14 protein-coding genes are annotated in these 17364 nt (G+C 72.8%); 10 read left to right on the top strand and 4 right to left on the bottom strand.

From position 1 onward, the window contains the following. Window positions 1–76: 76 nt before the first annotated feature. Window positions 77–955, bottom strand: coding sequence for a hypothetical protein (locus ACLZOT_RS45500; protein ID WP_416975152.1), 879 nt, complete (start codon window positions 953–955; stop codon window positions 77–79). 83 nt (window positions 956–1038) lie between these two features. On the opposite strand from ACLZOT_RS45500, the gene ACLZOT_RS45495 reads away from it, so the two are divergent. The 4 genes from ACLZOT_RS45495 (at window position 1039) to ilvD (ending at window position 6752) form a co-directional block, all read left to right on the top strand. After that, window positions 1039–1971 (top strand): Ppx/GppA family phosphatase, encoded by a 933-nt coding sequence (locus ACLZOT_RS45495; protein WP_416975151.1) that lies wholly within the window; start codon window positions 1039–1041, stop codon window positions 1969–1971. Window positions 1972–2579: 608 nt separating this feature from the next. Next, window positions 2580–3404, top strand: a complete 825-nt coding sequence (locus tag ACLZOT_RS45490; protein ID WP_416975150.1) for a sugar phosphate isomerase/epimerase family protein — start codon at window positions 2580–2582, stop codon at window positions 3402–3404. Between the two features lie 770 nt (window positions 3405–4174). Next, window positions 4175–4744, top strand: a complete 570-nt coding sequence (locus ACLZOT_RS45485; protein ID WP_416975198.1) for a TetR family transcriptional regulator — start codon at window positions 4175–4177, stop codon at window positions 4742–4744. Window positions 4745–4898: 154 nt separating this feature from the next. Continuing rightward, window positions 4899–6752, top strand: coding sequence for a dihydroxy-acid dehydratase (ilvD, locus tag ACLZOT_RS45480; RefSeq protein ID WP_416975149.1), 1854 nt, complete (start codon window positions 4899–4901; stop codon window positions 6750–6752). A 90-nt stretch (window positions 6753–6842) separates the two neighbouring features. On the opposite strand, the gene ACLZOT_RS45475 is transcribed toward ilvD, so the two are convergent. Further along, the gene (locus tag ACLZOT_RS45475) at window positions 6843–8975 is read right to left on the bottom strand and encodes a serine/threonine-protein kinase (protein WP_416975148.1); all 2133 of its coding nucleotides are present in this window, start codon (window positions 8973–8975) and stop codon (window positions 6843–6845) included. A 186-nt stretch (window positions 8976–9161) separates the two neighbouring features. On the opposite strand from ACLZOT_RS45475, the gene ACLZOT_RS45470 reads away from it, so the two are divergent. The 3 genes from ACLZOT_RS45470 (at window position 9162) to ACLZOT_RS45460 (ending at window position 11520) form a co-directional block, all read left to right on the top strand. Next, complete coding sequence (locus ACLZOT_RS45470; protein WP_416975147.1) at window positions 9162–9470, top strand: peptidase; 309 nt, start codon at window positions 9162–9164, stop codon at window positions 9468–9470. Between the two features lie 196 nt (window positions 9471–9666). After that, window positions 9667–10179 (top strand): EamA/RhaT family transporter, encoded by a 513-nt coding sequence (locus ACLZOT_RS45465; RefSeq protein ID WP_416975146.1) that lies wholly within the window; start codon window positions 9667–9669, stop codon window positions 10177–10179. A 564-nt stretch (window positions 10180–10743) separates the two neighbouring features. Continuing rightward, a complete protein-coding gene (locus ACLZOT_RS45460; RefSeq protein ID WP_416975145.1) occupies window positions 10744–11520 on the top strand; it encodes a class I SAM-dependent methyltransferase in 777 nt (258 codons plus the stop codon). A 129-nt stretch (window positions 11521–11649) separates the two neighbouring features. Here ACLZOT_RS45460 and ACLZOT_RS45455 read toward each other — a convergent pair whose 3' ends face one another. Continuing rightward, entirely contained in the window at window positions 11650–13083 is a 1434-nt protein-coding gene (locus ACLZOT_RS45455; protein ID WP_416975144.1) for a SulP family inorganic anion transporter, read from the bottom strand. Window positions 13084–13344: 261 nt separating this feature from the next. Here ACLZOT_RS45455 and ACLZOT_RS45450 point away from each other — a divergent pair, with 261 nt between their 5' ends. The 3 genes from ACLZOT_RS45450 (at window position 13345) to proC (ending at window position 15801) form a co-directional block, all read left to right on the top strand. After that, window positions 13345–14145, top strand: a complete 801-nt coding sequence (locus tag ACLZOT_RS45450) for an ABC transporter ATP-binding protein (protein ID WP_416975143.1) — start codon at window positions 13345–13347, stop codon at window positions 14143–14145. Beyond that, window positions 14142–14924 (top strand): ABC transporter permease, encoded by a 783-nt coding sequence (locus tag ACLZOT_RS45445; protein WP_416975142.1) that lies wholly within the window; start codon window positions 14142–14144, stop codon window positions 14922–14924. Before ACLZOT_RS45450 ends, ACLZOT_RS45445 begins: the two co-directional genes overlap by 4 nt. Window positions 14925–14988: 64 nt before the next feature. Next, on the top strand, window positions 14989–15801 hold the full coding sequence (gene proC, locus ACLZOT_RS45440; protein ID WP_416975141.1) for a pyrroline-5-carboxylate reductase: 813 nt from the start codon (window positions 14989–14991) through the stop codon (window positions 15799–15801). Here the strand turns inward: proC and trpS are convergent. Then, the gene (gene trpS / locus ACLZOT_RS45435) at window positions 15798–16850 is read right to left on the bottom strand and encodes a tryptophan--tRNA ligase (protein ID WP_416975140.1); all 1053 of its coding nucleotides are present in this window, start codon (window positions 16848–16850) and stop codon (window positions 15798–15800) included. The two genes, proC and trpS, sit on opposite strands and share 4 nt — an antisense overlap. Window positions 16851–17364 lie beyond the last annotated feature (514 nt).

Here is a 17364-nt window from a genome sequence, read left to right as displayed (position 1 = left end):
TGTCGCCGGGAGGGAATGCGCAGGGAGGCGTTCGGCCGTACGCGCGCGGGGGAGAGGGGGACGGGTGGACGGGTGGTCAGGGAGTGGGGTCCGCGGGGTGGGGGGCCACCAGGGGGAGCTGGGAGGCCAGGCGGGCTTCGCAGAGCTCGACGAGACGGTCGTAGCCGGCCTTGCCCATCAGTTCGGTGAGTTCGGGGCGGTACGTGATGTAGACGGGCTCTCCCGCGCCGTGCGCGGACGTCGCGGAGGTGCACCACCAGTGCAGGTCGTGGCCGCCGGGACCCCAGCCGCGGCGGTCGTACTCGCCGATGGAGACCTGGAGGATGCGGGTGTCGTCGGGACGGTCGATCCAGTCGTACGTACGGCGCACCGGAAGCTGCCAGCAGACGTCCGGCTTGGTCTCCAGGGGCTCACGGCCCTCCTGGAGGGCGAGGATGTGCAGCGAGCAGCCGGCGCCGCCGGAGAAGCCGGGGCGGTTCTGGAAGATGCAGGAGCCGTTGTAGGGGCGCGTCTGGCGGGAGCCCTCGTCGTCCTTGGAGACCCAGCCGCCGCGCTGCCCCTCGGCGTGGTGCTGCCAGATCTCGGGCGTGAGCCGCGCCACATACCCGGCGACGCGCTTCTCGTCCTCGCTGTCGGAGAAGTGGGCGCCCAGCGTGCAGCAGCCGTCGTCCGCGCGGCCCGCCTGGATGCCCTGGCAGCCGCTGCCGAAGACGCAGGTCCAGCGGGAGGTCAGCCAGGTCAGGTCGCAGCGGAAGAGCTGCTCGTCGTCGGCGGGATCCGGGAACTCGACCCACGCGCGCGCGAAGTCGAGCCCTTTCTCGTCGCCCTCCAGGGCCTGCTTCTTCGATGACTTCGCCTGCGAAGAACTCCCGGACGAAGCGCCCCCCTTGTCGGCCTTGGGTGACTTCTCCGGCTTTTCCTGGTTCTCGTTCTTCGCCTTTTTCGTCTTTGGCACGGGACCAGGGTAAGTCGCCGCGACCGTCTCACGGCACAGACGGAGGGACGGCGGACAGAGCTACTGGCAGTAGCGTTCTTTACATGAGACTCGGTGTCCTCGACGTGGGATCGAACACGGTGCATCTGCTGGTGGTGGACGCACACCCGGGCGCGCGCCCGCTGCCCGCGCACTCGCACAAGGCGGAGCTGCGCCTCGCCCAACTCCTCGACGCGGACGGGGCGATCGGCCCCGAAGGGGTCGACAGGCTCGTCGGCGTCGTGCAGGACGCGCTCCAGGCCGCCGAGGACAAGGGCGTCGAGGACCTGCTGCCGTTCGCCACGTCCGCCGTCCGCGAGGCCAGCAACGCGGACGACGTCCTCGCGCGCGTGCACGCCGAGACCGGCGTCGAACTCCAGGTGCTGACCGGCGCGGAGGAGGCCCGCCTGACCTTCCTCGCGGCCCGCCGCTGGTTCGGCTGGTCCGCCGGCAAGCTCCTCGTCCTCGACATCGGCGGCGGCTCCCTGGAGATCGCCTACGGCATCGACGAGGAGCCCGACGCGGCCGTCTCCCTCCCGCTCGGCGCGGGCCGCCTCACCGCCGGCTGGCTGCCGGGCGACCCGCCGGGCGCGGAGCACATAAGGTCCCTACGGCGCCATGCGCGCGCGCAGATCGCCCGTACGGTCGGCGAGTTCAGCCGGTTCGGCGCTCCCGACCACGTCGTCGCGACGTCCAAGACGTTCAAGCAGCTCGCCCGCATCGCCGGTGCCGCGCGCTCCACCGACGGCCTCTACGTCCAGCGCGAGCTCAAGCGCGAGTCCCTCGAAGCGTGGGTGCCCCGCCTCGCGGGCATGACCGTCGCCCAGCGCGCGGAACTCCCCGGCGTCTCCGAGGGCCGCGCCGGCCAGCTCCTCGCGGGCGCGCTCGTCGCGGAGGGCGTCATGGACCTCTTCGGCGTCGAGACGCTGGAGATCTGCCCCTGGGCGCTGCGCGAGGGGGTCATCCTGCGGCGGCTGGACCACATGCCGGCGGTGTGAGCGGGGCGGTGCGGTGGGGGGCGTACGGGGCGGGTTGTGGCCGCTGGGGCAGGCCGGTCTGCTGACTCCCGCGTGCGCGGGTGAGGGCGAGGGCGAGGGCCTCGGGTACGGCGGGTTGGTCTCCCGCGTGCGCGGGCGAGCGTGACGGGCGGTGCGGTCGCCGTGGAGACCATCTGTTGGCCTCCCGCGCGCGAGGGCGAGCGGGCCCGTCGCGACCCGGCGACGCTCCCTGCGCTCCCTGCGCGTACGCGTGGAGCGGGCCGTCCCGGTCGTCCGAGGCGCTTCGTGCGTGCTGGCGCGTGTGCGCGTGGCGCGAGCGGTGGTGCGGTGCGAGGCCGTGGTGTGAGGCGCGTGCAGCGGGGGTGAGGAGCGCGGAGGGCCGGCGCGTGGTGCGTGAAGTGCGCCACCCTGCCCTGTCCGGCTTGGTCACCCCGGGTTCGCGTCCCGCGCGTGTGCCGGTTCGGGCGTCCAGGGCCTCTGGCCCTGTTCGGACGCCGTCCGGGACCAGGGAGCGGCCTTCACGCGCGTGTGAGCGGGCCACACGGCCTCGCCGTGGCACCCCGGGCACCCGGCTCCGGCGCCCTGCGCGGCCCCGTACGCTGTCCCTCGTGGCAGAACCAGTGGTGCGCATCCCGGATGCGAAGGTCGCTCTGTCCACGGCCTCGGTGTATCCGGAGTCGACGGCGACGGCCTTCGAGATCGCCGCGCGCCTCGGGTACGACGGGGTCGAGGTGATGGTGTGGAACGACCCCGTGAGCCAGGACATCGAGGCGCTGCGGCGGCTCAGTGACTATCACCGGATGCCGATCCTCGCCGTACACGCGCCCTGTCTGCTGATCACGCAGCGGGTCTGGTCGACCGACCCCTGGACCAAGCTCCAGCGCGCCCGCGTGGCGGCCGAGAAGCTGGGGGCGAGCGCCGTCGTCGTGCATCCGCCGTTCCGCTGGCAGCGGCAGTACGCGCGGGACTTCGTCCAGGGGATCTGGCGGATGGCCGACGAGACGGACGTCCGGTTCGCCGTCGAGAACATGTACCCGTGGCGCTACCGCGACCGCGAGATGCTCGCGTACGCGCCCGACTGGGACGTCACCAAGGACGACTACCGGCACTTCACGATCGACCTCAGCCACGCGGCGACGTCCCGTACCGAGGCGATGGACATGGTCGACCGGATGGGCGACCGCCTCGGGCACGTCCACCTCGCCGACGGCCTCGGCTCCAACAAGGACGAGCACCTGGTCCCGGGGCGCGGCACGCAGCCCTGCGCCGAACTCCTGGAGCGCCTCGCCCTCACCGGCTTCGACGGCCATGTCGTCATCGAGGTCAACACCCGCCGCGCGATGTCCGCCGCCGAACGCGAGGCCGACCTCGCGGAGGCCCTCGCCTTCACCCGTCTCCACCTCGCCTCGGCCCTCAAGGTCCCCCGCGGATGACCGACGGCACACCGGACCCGACGCCCGCGGGAGGGCCGACGGAACCGGCTGAACGGGAGGAGCGGGCCGCCGAGGTGGACGGCCCCACCGGGGAGGACCGGGTCGGCCGCCCTGCTCCGAGCCCTGACGACCGGCCCGCGCACCTCCTGACGGACCCGAGCACGGACGACCCGGCCGCGCGCCGCACCCCGCCCTCGAACCCGGAGGGCACGCGGACCGACCGGAGCACCCGCGCGGAGCGAGCCGAGCCGACCCCGGACCGGACGGACCGAGCGGTCCGCCCCGCTCGCACGGCTCCCGCAGATCGAGACGCCGCGCCTGCCGACCGGGACACCCAGGCCCCTCACCCCGACCGAACGCCCCACGTCGGTCAGGGCGTTCAGGCGTCCCGTCCCGCCGGTGAGGACACCGACGCTCCTGTGCCCGCCGGGATGTCTTCCACCGGCCGGGACGCCGAGCCCCCTGAGCCCACCGGCACACCCTCCACCAGCCGCGACGCCAAAACCCCTGCACCTCCCCGGAACCCTGCCGCTGGCCAGGACACCCAAGCGCCCTCCACCACCCCGGCCAACGACCCTGCCAAGGCCCCTCAGCCCTCCTCAGACGCCCCAGAAGCCCCCGCGGCATCTCCCGGCACCCCGGCGGTCTCCCGGGCCCCTCAGAGTGCCCCAGAAGCCCCGGCGGCCTCCGAGGCATCACCCGCCCCCTCCGCAGGCCCCGAAGCGCACACCCCCTCCGCACCCCCCCGCCGCCGAGGCCGCCCCCGCCTCATCGAAGCCGCCAGCGGTGAGACGCGGGCGAAGATCCTCGCCGTCGCACGCGAGGAGTTCTCCGAGCGGGGCTACGAGAAGACCTCCGTACGGGGCATCGCCAAGGCCGCCGGGGTCGACTCGGCACTCGTGCACCACTACTTCGGCACCAAGGAGCAGATGTTCGCGGCGGCCGTGGAGGACGCCGTCGCGCCCGCGCTGAACGCGCCCGACATCCTCGTCGACGGCCCGCTGGAGGAGACCGGCGAGCGGTTCGCACGGTTCGTGTTCGGCGTCTGGGAGAACCCGACGACCCGCACGCCGCTGCTCGCGATCCTGCGGTCGGCGGTCACCAACGACACCGCGGCCGCCGTCTTCCGCCGCCTGGTCGCCTCCCAGCTCCTGCGGCGCGTCGCCGCCCGCGTGGACCTCCCCGACGCCGAACTCCGCGCCGAACTCGCCGCCGCCCAGCTCATCGGCTGCGCGATGCTGCGGTACGTCATCAAGGTCGAGCCGCTCGCCTCGGCGGACGTGGAGCAGCTCATCGCGCGCGTGGCGCCCGTCGTGCAGGGACACCTGACCGCACCGTGAGACGCACCTGACAAGCTCGGCCGCCCGCTCCGCCGGCGCCCTCGCCCCGCCCCCCCCGAGACGCACATCCCGCATTCCGGACACCCTGTCCCGCCCCCTGGATGACCGGCGTACGCTCGACGACAGCCCTACCTGCCTGAAGGAGCGAGCGACGATGCCCGAGCTGAGGTCCCGCACAGTCACCCACGGCCGCAACATGGCGGGCGCACGCGCGCTGATGCGGGCGTCCGGTGTACCCGGCGCGGACATCGGCCGGAAGCCGATCATCGCGGTGGCGAACAGCTTCACGGAGTTCGTCCCGGGACACACGCACCTGCAGCCGGTCGGTCGGATCGTCAGCGAGGCGATCGTCGAGGCCGGCGGCATCCCGCGCGAGTTCAACACGATCGCCGTGGACGACGGCATCGCGATGGGCCACGGAGGGATGCTCTACAGCCTCCCCTCGCGCGACCTGATCGCGGACAGCGTCGAGTACATGGTCGAGGCGCACTGCGCGGACGCGCTGGTGTGCATCTCGAACTGCGACAAGATCACCCCGGGCATGCTGAACGCCGCCCTGAGGCTGAACATCCCGACGGTGTTCGTCTCCGGCGGCCCCATGGAGTCCGGCCGCGCGACCCTGGTCGACGGCTCGGTCCGCACGCTCGACCTGGTCGACGCGATCTCGGACGCGGTGAACGACAAGATCTCCGACGAGGACATCGCCCGCATCGAGGAGAACGCCTGCCCCACCTGCGGCTCGTGTTCCGGCATGTTCACCGCCAACTCGATGAACTGCCTGACCGAGGCGATCGGCCTCTCCCTGCCGGGCAACGGCTCGGTCCTGGCCACGCACACCGCGCGCAGGCAGCTGTACGTGGACGCCGCGCGCACGGTCATGGACATCACCCGCAGGTACTACGAGCAGGACGACGCGACGGTACTGCCCCGTTCCGTCGCCACGTTCGCGGCGTTCGAGAACGCGATGGCGCTCGACATCGCCATGGGCGGCTCGACGAACACGATCCTGCACCTGCTGGCCGCCGCCCAGGAGGCGGAGGTCCCCTTCGGCCTGGAGGAGATCGACGCGGTCTCCCGGCGCGTCCCGTGCCTCGCGAAGGTCGCCCCGAACGTCGCCAAGAACCGCACGTACTACATGGAGGACGTGCACCGCGCGGGAGGCATCCCGGCGCTCCTGGGCGAGCTGCACCGCGCGGGCCTGCTGAACGAGGACGTCCACTCCGTGCACAGCCCCTCCCTGGCGGACTGGCTGAAGACCTGGGACGTGCGCGGCGGTTCGCCCTCCCCCGAGGCCGTCGAGCTGTGGCACGCCGCGCCCGGGTGCGTGCGCTCCGCCGAGGCGTTCTCCCAGTCGGAGCGCTGGGACACGCTCGACGAGGACGGAGAAGGCGGCTGCATCCGCTCCGCCGAGCACGCCTACTCCAAGGACGGCGGCCTGGCCGTCCTGAAGGGCAACCTGGCCGTCGACGGGGCCGTGGTGAAGACCGCGGGCGTCGACGAGTCCATCTGGACCTTCGAGGGCCCCGCGGTCGTCTGCGAGTCGCAGGAGGAGGCCGTCCAGAAGATCCTGCTCAAGGAGATCAAGGAGGGCGACGTCGTCGTCATCCGCTACGAGGGCCCCAAGGGCGGCCCCGGCATGCAGGAGATGCTCTACCCGACCTCGTACCTCAAGGGCCGCGGCCTCGGCAAGGCGTGCGCCCTGATCACGGACGGCCGCTTCTCCGGCGGCACGTCGGGCCTGTCCATCGGCCACGCCTCCCCGGAGGCCGCCGCCGGCGGCACGATCGCCCTCGTCGAGGACGGCGACCGCATCCGCATCGACATCCCGGGCCGCTCGATGGAGCTCCTGGTGGACGACGCCGAACTGGCCCGCCGCGAAGCCGCCCTGAACGGCGTCCACGCCCCCAAGAACCGCGAGCGCAAGGTCTCCGCCGCCCTGCGCGCGTACGCGGCGATGGCCACCAGCGCCGACAAGGGCGCCGTCCGCGACGTGTCCAAACTGGGCTGACATCTCGGGCGCCCGCGCAGGACGCCGCTTTTCGGTACGACGGACTGGGGCTCCCTCTCGCAGAGGGGGCCCCAGTCCGTCGTAGAGCCGCTACCGCCCGGCCGTGCCGTCCTCGGCGACCGCGAACACCGTGCCGTCCGGTGCGCCCGCGTACACGCGCCCGTCGACCACCTGGGGCGGCGGCAGGGCGGCGGCGACCTCGTCGGAGCGGCTGCCGATGCGCAGGGTGGTCTGGCCGAGGAGGCGTCCCGCACGCGCGTCGACGGACAGCAGACGGCCGTCGGCGGCGCTGAAGTACACGCGCGCGCCGTCCGCCGCGAGGTCGGAGCCACGGCTCACGGACGTCTGGAGCGACCACACCTGCGCGCCCGCGCCGAGGTCCACGGCGGCCAGGGAGCCGTCGTAGCCCAGGAGGTAGACCTTGTCACCGGCCACCGTCGCGCGCGCCTGCGAGAGGGCGACGTCCAGCGGCACCTTGAGGGACTCGCGGGTCTGCGGGGAGTAGCGGACCACCGCGGCGGTCTCGCCGTAGTCGCCGCCGCCCTTGAGGAGGACGAGGTCCTCGCCCTCGCGGCCGACCGGGGTGAGCGCACCGGGCAGCTTGGCCTCCCAGCGCAGGGCGCCGGTCGTCGGGTCGATCGCCGTGACCCGCGTGCGCGTGCCGTCGGACGAGACGCTCGCCGCGTACGCGAGCCGGTCGCCCCGGAACGACGCGAACACCGGGAGCTTCTGGCCCTCGATCCGCTTGCTCCACAGGTCCTTGCCGCTCGCGCCGTCCACGGCCGTCACCTCGCCGCCCGGGGCGGTCAGCAGCAGCGTGCCGCCCGCGGGGGAGACGCTCGCGTACCCCGAGACGTCCCGCTGCCAGCGCGTCGCGCCGGTCGCCGGGTCCAGAGCGAGCGCGCGGGTGCCCGAGCGGGTGACGATCTGCACGAGGCCGGCCTCGACGACCGGCGCGCGGCCCGGGCTGTCGTCGGCGGCGAGGGCGTGGCGCCACAGCACCCGGCCGTCGTCCGCGTCGAGCGCCGAGACCAGACCGCGCTGAGCGCACAGGAGGCGCCCTGAGACGTACGTACAGCGAGGGAGGGCCCCGGAGTCCTGCGGCGCCGGTTTTGTCGCCCAGGGGGCGAATGTGGCCGTTCTGGAGGGTGTTGCGCGCGGAGCGGCGGTGCTCGTGCCGTCCGTGAGCCGCAGGCCGGCGAACCCGCCGCCCGCGAGCAGCGCCACGGCCGCCCCGGCGAGGAACACCTTCCCGCGCCGCCGTCTTCGCGAGGGCTTCGGCGATTCGACGGAGAGCGGCCCGGCGGGCACCGGCTCGACCGCGGGCGCCCCCGGCGTCTTCGGCCCGTCGTCCGCGACAGGCCGGCTCGGGACGAACATCTGCGTGTCGTACGACGCCGCCACCGACCGCAGTTCGCGCATCAGCTCGTCCGGCGTCGGCCGGTCCTCCGGCTCCTTCGCGAGACAACTCAGCACCAGGGGCGCGAGGTTCGCCGGCACGCCCGCGAGCTCCGGCTCGTCGTGCACCACCTGGTACGCGACGATGTACGGGCTGTCCGAGTCGAACGGGCCGCGCCCCGTCGCCGCGTGCACCAGCACCGACCCCAGCGCGAAGATGTCCGCCGCCGGACCCACCTCGCGCGGGCGCCGGAACTGCTCCGGCGCCATGAAGGGCGGCGTACCGATCAACTTGCCCGTCTCGGTGCGCAGTTCGCTGTCCTTCGGGCGCGAGATCCCGAAGTCGATCACCTTCGGCCCGTCCTCGGCCAGCAGCACGTTGCTCGGCTTGAGATCGCGGTGCACCACGCCCACGCGGTGGATGTCCCGCAGCGCCTCCGCCAGCCCCGCCATCAGCCTGCGCAGCTTCTCCGGGGGCATCGGGCCGTTCCGCTTGACCTCCTCAGAGAGCGTCGGACCGGGGATGAACAGCGTCGCCATCCACGGCCGTTCGGCGTCCGGGTCGGCGTCCACGACCGGCGCGGTGAACGCGCCGCTGACCCGCCGCGCGGCGCCGACCTCCTGCCGGAAACGGCTCCTGAACTCGGCGTCCTTCGCGAACTCGGCGTGCACGACCTTCACCGCGAGCTTCAGGCCCGACGTACTGCGCGCGAGGTGCACGACACCCATGCCGCCCGCACCCAGACGTGACTCCAGGAGGTAGTGGCCGGCGTACTCGGGAAGTTCCGCTTCCGCGCCCGCTCCGGTGTCCCTCCGTGGCGTCATGGAACCACCCCCGTGCTCTCTCGGCGCCTGGAGCCTAGTCGATGACACGTACGGGACAGAGGCGGCCCGTTGGCCGAGGTGTACGAATCCCGTACGCGTGTTTCGAACGCCGGTCCGTGGGTATCAACGGGGTCCCATGGTCGTCATGGGAGTTCACGGGGATGTTTCACGGGGGGAGAGTTCTTCATGTCTGTCGACGAGACCGCGGGGGCGGCGCAGTCCGAGGAGACGGCCGGTCTGGCGCAGGTGTACTACCAGGTCGCACCGGGCATCCAGCTCAACGTCCGCAGCGGCCCGGGCACCAGCTACTCCATCGTCAAGGTCCTGCCGCTCAACGTGCGCGTGCCGGTCAACTGCCAGTGCCCGGGGACGACGGTGTCGGGCTCCTACGGCACCACCAACATCTGGGACAACATCGGGAACGGCGAGTTCGTCTCCGACGCGTACGTGAAGACCGGGAGCGACGGGTACATCGCGCCCCGGTGCAGCCTCTGAGCGGTCCCGGGGGAGTCGGGGTACAGGGGTGAGGCGGGGCCGACGGCCCGCGCGGGGTGGGTGGCTCCGCACGGCCGAACCACCCGCACCCCCGCGCGCGGGGCCGTGATCCCGGCGAGCCGCACGCGCGCGTGACCCTCTCCGCGCAGCCGTACCCGCCCGGGGGGCCTCCTCCCGCCGGCGCCATAATCGTCCTGTGAGCGACGAGAACGGCAGCCCGGACACGAGGGACCTCCCGGACGGGGGCGCGGGACCGAGTCCCGAACCCCTGCGCTTCTTCGGCACGACGTGGGTGAACCACGACGACGGCTACCGGGCCCGCCGGATCGCCGTCGCCGTGGGCTCCCTGGTGGTCACCGCCGCCGCCTGCCTCGTCCTGCGGTTCGCCTACGACGGCCTCGCGATCGCCGACATCGGCCGCTTCGTGACCGTCCTGCTCGTGGTCATGTTCGCGGGGTGCAGCGCGCTCGCCTTCGGCCACACCTGGGACTCCTTCCGCAAACGCCCCGACCCCGCGCGCCAGTCCTCCATGCGCGGCCTCCTGACGATCGGCTTCCTCGGCTCCCTCCTCGCGTACACGTTCCGCTCCTTCCGCGAGGCCCCCGGCGAACAACTCCACCGCGAGGAGTACGAGTCCGCCCGCGAGCGCCACGAACGCCGGGCGAACCGCCGCACGGGCAACCCGGCGAGGAAACGCCGCAAGAGCTGAGGCAGGGCCGGCACAGGGCAGCCCCGGATGCGGGAGCAGGGGCCCGGTCGGCGGACGAGAGCCCTGCGACGGACCGAGCGGCCCGGGCGTAGGCCGGCGAGGCGCTGCGCGGGGCCTGAGAGGCCGCAGGGCGAGGGAGCGCGAGGAACTGCCGCGCCGACCGTCGTACGTCTCCTCGGAGGCCGTGAGACTCTGCCGCACCGACGCTGACAGGGCACGCGCGGGCGCGGGAACCGACGTGCCGGCAACGGCTTCTCCACCGACGCGGGCGCGGACGCGGACGCGTGCCGCTGTACGAAGCATCCCGCGCGGGCGCACGCAATGTTCGGCGCCGCCGTCCCCGCCCTCGCGAAACCCCCGCGCGCGGGCGCACGCAACGAGAACGAGTACATCCCCGTCACCCGTCACCCCGCGCGCACGCGCCGGCCCCTCCCCGCAGACCCCGGCGAACAGCAGCGAAGCCCTCACCGCCCAGCGCCGTACCCCACCCCAGCACCGACAAACACCCCCCTTCACACCGAAACCCCGTTCCCTCACCCCCACCCGCCCAGCCACCATGGCCCCATGACCGCCTCCCCGCACCACCCCGCCCGAGCCCGCTCCTTCGACAGCGCCGCAGCGCAGTACGCGGCCAACCGTCCCTCCTACCCCGCGCAGCTGCTGGACGAGATCGAGGAACTGGCGGGGCGCCGGTTCGCGGGGGCGACCGTGGGGGACGTCGGAGCGGGGACGGGGATCTCGACGCGCCTGATGCACGACAGGGGCGCGAACGTGGTCGGTGTGGAGCCCGGCGACGGCATGGCGGCGGAGTTCCGGCGGGCGCTGCCGGACGTACCCCTCGTGCGGGGCGACGGGAACAGCCTCCCCTTCCGCGACGCCTGCCTCGACTTCCTCACGTACGCCCAGTCCTGGCACTGGACGGACCCGCACCGCGCGGTCCCGGAGGCGCTGCGGGTGCTGCGGCCGGGCGGCGCGCTGGCGCTGTGGTGGAACACGACGCCGTACGACGTCGAGTGGCTCGCGGCGCAGGCGCTGCGTCTGGGGCGCCACTTCGGTGTCGACGTCGCCCAGGAGAAGGACCGAGCGTCGCGCACGGACCTCGCCGACCCCACCGGCACCCTCACCTTCGCCCGCCGCACCGTCCGCTGGAGCCGCCGGGTCCCCCTCGACACGCACCTCGCGAACATCGGCAGCCACTCGGTGTTCCTGGTGGACACGCGGGAGCGTACGACGGCCTTCCTCACCGCCGAACGCGCCCACCTCCTGGCCGAGTTCCCCGACGGCGCCGTCGAGGAGACGTACGACGTGACCCTGCTCCTGGCCCGGCGCCCGACGCCCTGACGGCCAGGGGGACGCCTTCAGGGCAGCACCGACGTCCCCGCCCGCCCTCCCAGCCCCGCCACCCCCCTGCCGGGCGCAGGAGCGACGGCCCCCGGACCGAGAAACCCCGCCCTCGCCCCCGTACGCCCCCTACCCGCCGACCCCCACCGCCCCCGGAACCCGCTCCCGCCTCGCCTCGACCCACCCCTCCAGCGCCGCCGCGCACGCGTGGTCCACATGCCGCAGCCCGCCCAGTTCGAGCCGCACCTCCTGATCCGCCGGCAGCCCCTCCAACGTGTCGAGCAGCTTCGGCAGCCGCAGAAACGTCGCGTGCCCGACCACCCGCACGACCAGCACCCCGTCCCCCCGGCCCTCGATCTCGACCTGTACATGGCTGATCTCCCAGGCCGTCTTGGCGACGGCGAGCGCCAGCCCGATCACGACGCCCTCGAAGAGGTTCCCGAGGACGATCGCGACGGCGGTCACGACGAGGACGAGGACCTCGCCCCGGTCGACCCGCCACAGCGCCCGCACCTCCCGCACCGGAACGAGCCCGCACCCGGCGTACACGAGCAGCGCCGCGAGCGCGGCGACGGGTATCACCCCGAGCACCCCCGGGACGACGGCGGCGAAGAGCAGCAGCCAGACGCCGTGCAGCACCCGGGACGCCTTGGTCCGCGCCCCCGCCCTTACGTTGGCGGCACTGCGCACGATCACCGCGGTCATCGGCAGCGCCCCCAGCAGCCCGCACACCGTGTTCCCCGCGCCCTGCGCGATCAGCTCCTTGTCGTAGTCGGTCCTCCTCCCGTCGTGCAGCCGGTCCACGGCCGCCGCGCTGAACAGCGACTCCGCCGAGGCGATCAGCGCGAACGCGACGACCGTCCCGATCACCCCGACCTCCGCGAGCCGCCCCACATCGGCGAGCCCGGGCACCCGGACCGCCTCCCACAGCCCCCGCACCTCGACCCGCCGCACGTCCAGGTCGAGGACCCCGGTCACCCCCGCCGCGAGCGCGACCGCCACGAGCGGCGCGGGCACGAGCCCGGAACCTCGCCTCCACCGCCCCCACAGCAGCAGTACGACCATGGTGGCACCCCCCACTGACAACGCCACGGGATCCGCCCGCCCGGGCAGCTCCACCAGCCCCGCGAGCTTGCCGAACCCGCCCGCCGGCGCGCTCGCGTCCCCGAGCGCGTACACCTGCCCGGCGACCAGGACGATCCCGATCCCGGCGAGCATCCCGTGCACGACGGCGACCGACACGGCCCTGAACCACCGCCCGAGCCGCAGCGCGCCGAGCCCGAGCTGCACCACCCCGGCGGCGAACACGAGGACGCCGAGCGCATGCGGCCCGTACGCGTGGACTGCCTCGTACACGAGCACGGTCAGCCCGGCGGCGGGCCCGCTGACCTGGAGGCTGCTGCCGGGCAGCGCCCCCGCGACGAGGCCGCCGACGATCCCGGTGACGAGCCCCAGCTCGGGCGGCACCCCGGAGGCCAGCGCGACGCCCACGCACAGGGGCAGCGCGACGAGGAACACGACGAGTGAAGCGGACAGATCGGCCTTGCGTACGCCACGGCGCATCTCGACAGCACCTCCGGTCGGCAGCGGGAGACGCGTGGGCGCCACGCCCGGGGGAGGGGCACGGCAGCTTCGTACGAACGCCACGCGCGGCCCGGAACCCCGCCGTGCCACGCATGAATTCCATTGTCGGCAACGGGGGTTGGCCGTGCACCGGCTCCCGGGTGGCGTGCGGGGGTGATGGGGCGCGAGAAGGGCGCGCGAGTGCTTGACGGCACACCCCGGTGCTTGACGGGCCACTCTGCCGAGAGCATTATTCAGCACATGATGAATAAAACCCTCCGGGCCCCCGAAGACCCCCCGGACACCCCCGGCACCCCAGCCGTCCACGCCGCCTCCCTCACCGTCACCCGAGGCACCCGCGAAGTCCTCCACGCCCTCGGCTTCACCGTCCCGCGCGGCCAGATCACCGGCCTCCTCGGCCCCTCCGGCTGCGGCAAGACGACCCTCATGCGCGCGATCGTCGGCACCCAGGCCAAGGTCACCGGCACCCTCGACGTCCTCGGCCGCCCCGCAGGCCACCCCGCGCTGCGCAGCCGCATCGGATACGTCACCCAGGCCCCGTCCGTGTACGACGACCTGACGATCCGGCAGAACCTCGACTACTTCGCGGCCGTCCTCACCCCGGCCGCCCCGCACACGGCCCGCCGCGCGGACGTCGACCGCGTCCTCCACGACGTCGACCTCACCTCCCACGCGGACTCCCTCGCCGGAAACCTCTCCGGCGGCCAGCGCAGCCGCGTCTCCCTCGCCGTCGCCCTCCTCGGCACCCCCGAACTCCTCGTCCTCGACGAACCCACCGTCGGCCTCGACCCCGTCCTGCGCCGCGACCTGTGGACCCTCTTCCACGACATCGCCGCAGCTCACGGCACCACCCTGCTCATCTCCTCCCACGTCATGGACGAGGCCGAACGCTGCCACCGCCTCCTCCTCATGCGCGCCGGCCACCTCCTCGCCGACGACACCCCCGACGCCCTGCGCACCCGCACCACCACCGACACCGTCGAAGCCGCCTTCCTCCACCTGGTCGACGAGGCGACCCACACGAAAGGCACCCCACGATGACGAGTACGACGATCAGTACGGCACCGGCGCCCACCCGCGTCCTGAACGCCGCCCGCACCACCGCGACCGCCGCCCGCGTCCTGCGCCAGCTCCGCCACGACCCGCGCACGATCGCCCTGCTCCTCCTCGTCCCCTGCCTGATGCTGGTCCTGCTGCGCTACGTCTTCGACGGCAGCCCCCGCACCTTCGACAACATCGGCGCCTCCCTCCTCGGGATCTTCCCGCTGATCACGATGTTCCTGGTCACCTCCATCGCCACCCTGCGCGAACGCACCTCCGGCACCCTCGAACGCCTCCTCGCCCTGCCCCTCGGCAAGGCCGACCTGATCGCCGGGTACGCCCTCGCGTTCGGCGCCCTGGCCATCGTCCAGTCCGCCCTGGCCACCGGCCTCGCCGTCTGGCTCCTCGGCCTCGACGTCACCGGCAGCCCCTGGCTCCTGCTGCTCGTCGCCCTCCTGGACGCCCTCCTCGGCACCGCCCTCGGCCTCTTCGTCTCGGCCTTCGCGGCCTCCGAGTTCCAGGCCGTCCAGTTCATGCCGGCGGTGATCTTCCCCCAGCTCCTCCTCTGCGGCCTCTTCACCCCGAGGGACGCCATGCACCCCGCCCTCGAAGCGATCTCCGACGTCCTGCCCATGTCGTACGCCGTCGACGGCATGAACGAGATCCTGCGCCACACCGACCTGACGGCCGCCTTCGTCCGGGACGTCCTCGTCGTCGCCGGCAGCGCCCTGCTGGTCCTCGCGCTCGGCGCCGCGACCCTGCGCCGCCGCACCCGGTGAACCGGCCCGTTCCGCCAGCCGGACAACCGCCCCCGGCCCCCGCGCCCGGTGCGAGGATGGCCGCATGAGCCAGAAAGTCGCAGTCCTCGGCACCGGCAAGATCGGCGAAGCCCTGCTCAGCGGGATGATCCGGGGCGGCTGGGCCCCGGCCGACCTCCTGGTCACCGCCCGCCGCCCGGAGCGCGCCGAGGAACTGCGCGCCCGCTACGGCGTCACCCCGGTCGGCAACGCGGAAGCCGCCAAGACCGCCGACACCCTGATCCTCACCGTCAAACCGCAGGACATGGGCACGCTGCTCGACGAACTCGCCCCGCACGTCCCCGCCGACCGCCTCGTCATCAGCGGCGCCGCGGGCATTCCCACCTCCTTCTTCGAGGAGCGCCTCACCGCCGGCACCCCCGTCGTCCGGGTCATGACGAACACGCCCGCCCTCGTCGACGAGGCCATGTCCGTCATCTCCGCCGGCAGCCACGCCACCGACGACCACCTCGCGCACGCCGAGGAGATCTTCGGCGCCGTCGGCAAGACGCTGCGCGTCCCCGAGTCACAGCAGGACGCCTGCACCGCCCTCTCCGGCTCCGGACCGGCGTACTTCTTCTACCTGGTCGAAGCCATGACCGACGCCGGCATCCTGCTCGGCCTCCCGCGCGACAAGGCCCACGACCTCATCGTCCAGTCGGCCATCGGCGCCGCCGTGATGCTCCGCGACAGCGGCGAACACCCCGTCAAGCTCCGCGAGAACGTCACCTCCCCCGCCGGTACGACCATCAGTGCCATCCGCGAACTGGAGAACCACGGCGTCCGCGCCGCCCTCATCGCCGCCCTCGAAGCGGCCCGCGACCGCAGCCGCGAGCTCGCCTCCGGCAAGAAGGACTAGCCCTCCGACCAGCCCTCCGCGGGAACACCGGCCCCGACCGGCTCGGCCGCCCGAACCGGTTCGAGCAGCCCGATCGCCCGGTAAGCGGCATCCACCGTCGGCCGCGCCATGGCCCTCGCCCTCTCCGCTCCCTCCCGCAACACCCCTTCCACATGCCCTGGTTCCGCGCACAACTCCTGGTGTCTGGCCTGCACGGGCCTCAAGGTCTCGATCACAGCCTCGGCGGTGTCCGCTTTGAGTGCTCCGTACGACTTGTGAACGCCTGACAGACCCTCAGGGTTCCCGCCCGTGCACGCCGCGAGGATCTCCAGCAGATTCGCGACCCCGGGACTCGCCTCCCGGTCGTACACGACCTCCCGGCCGCTGTCCGTGACGGCCCGCATCACCTTCCTGCGGATCGTGTCGGGCTCGTCGAGGAGATAGACGATGCCCGGCCCGGAATCATCGGACTTCCCCATCTTCGCCAGCGGATCCTGGAGATTCATGACCCGCGCGGCCACCGCCGGATGCGTCGCCTTCGGTACGACGAACGTATGGCCGTACCGCTGGTTGAACCGCACCGCCAGATCCCGCGCCAGCTCCACATGCTGCGCCTGGTCGTCGCCCACCGGCACCTCGTCCGTCCCGTACGCCAGGATGTCCGCGGCCATCAGCACCGGATACGTCAGCAGCGACAGCCGCACACTCCCGCCCCGCCCCTCCTCCCGCCGTGCCTTCTCCTTGTACTGGATCATCCGCCGCATCTCGCCGTCGGTCGCGACGCACTCCAGCACGTACGACAGCCGCGCGTGCTCGTCGACATGGCTCTGTACGAAGAGAGTGCACAGCCGCGGATCCAGCCCCGTCGCCAGCAGCAGCGTCGCCGCCTGCCGGCTGAGCCTGCGCACGCGCGCGGGATCGTGGTCCACGGTCAGGGCGTGCAGGTCCACGACGCAGAACACCGCGTCGGACCGGTGCTGGTCGACCTCGGCCCACCGCCGCATGGCCCCCAGATAGTTCCCCAGTGTCAGGTGCCCGGTCGGCTTGATCCCGCTGAAGACCCTCGTCATCTCCACTCCTCCTGGTCCGGGCCACCGACTCGGTCGGCCCCGCGATCCCGGAGAGGAAACGAGAACGGCCGCCGAGGCGGCGGCCGTTGATGCGTACGTGAGTACAGGCCGCCGTCAGGCGGCCCACCACTGCTGGGTGTACGTACGCGTCGTCATGCGGGCCAGAGTACGCCTCCGGGGTGCCCCCTGGGGGAGAAGTTGACACCCCTGGAGCCGGTACGTAGTGTTCTCCGAGTTGTCCAGCGTGAGCGCCGACTCCGGTCGGTCCCCGGACAGCCATTCCGCAAGTACCCACCAACACTCGACCTGGTGTCGTTCCTTTGGCGTGCGTATTTGCGAAATGAGGAATCCACGTTCGAAAGGACGGCGGCCCCCGATTCGCTTCGGGGGGCGGGAATCCGCTAAAGTCTCACTCGTCGGAACGGCCCAACGGCCGGGAAGACAAACCCCGCTGACTGGGAATCAGACGCCGAAAGGATCTGATAGAGTCGGAAACGCCGGAAGGGAAACGCGA

Source organism: Streptomyces sp. 4F14, from assembly GCF_048159485.1.
Taxonomy (GTDB): domain Bacteria; phylum Actinomycetota; class Actinomycetes; order Streptomycetales; family Streptomycetaceae; genus Streptomyces.
Note: the sequence above shows the minus strand (reverse complement) of the source record. Positions and strands in the feature narration are given on the sequence as shown.

Bases quoted from the DNA above. Each gene is read 5' to 3' on its own strand.
- ACLZOT_RS45495 (WP_416975151.1), top strand. From the start codon at position 1,039: ATGAGACTCGGTGTCCTCGACGTGGGATCGAACACGGTGCATCTGCTG.
- ilvD (WP_416975149.1), top strand. From the start codon at position 4,899: ATGCCCGAGCTGAGGTCCCGCACAGTCACCCACGGCCGCAACATGGCG.
- ACLZOT_RS45475 (WP_416975148.1), bottom strand. From the start codon at position 8,975: ATGACGCCACGGAGGGACACCGGAGCGGGCGCGGAAGCGGAACTTCCC.
- ACLZOT_RS45470 (WP_416975147.1), top strand. From the start codon at position 9,162: ATGTCTGTCGACGAGACCGCGGGGGCGGCGCAGTCCGAGGAGACGGCC.
- ACLZOT_RS45460 (WP_416975145.1), top strand. From the start codon at position 10,744: ATGACCGCCTCCCCGCACCACCCCGCCCGAGCCCGCTCCTTCGACAGC.
- ACLZOT_RS45455 (WP_416975144.1), bottom strand. From the start codon at position 13,083: ATGCGCCGTGGCGTACGCAAGGCCGATCTGTCCGCTTCACTCGTCGTG.
- ACLZOT_RS45450 (WP_416975143.1), top strand. From the start codon at position 13,345: ATGATGAATAAAACCCTCCGGGCCCCCGAAGACCCCCCGGACACCCCC.
- ACLZOT_RS45445 (WP_416975142.1), top strand. From the start codon at position 14,142: ATGACGAGTACGACGATCAGTACGGCACCGGCGCCCACCCGCGTCCTG.
- proC (WP_416975141.1), top strand. From the start codon at position 14,989: ATGAGCCAGAAAGTCGCAGTCCTCGGCACCGGCAAGATCGGCGAAGCC.
- trpS (WP_416975140.1), bottom strand. From the start codon at position 16,850: ATGACGAGGGTCTTCAGCGGGATCAAGCCGACCGGGCACCTGACACTG.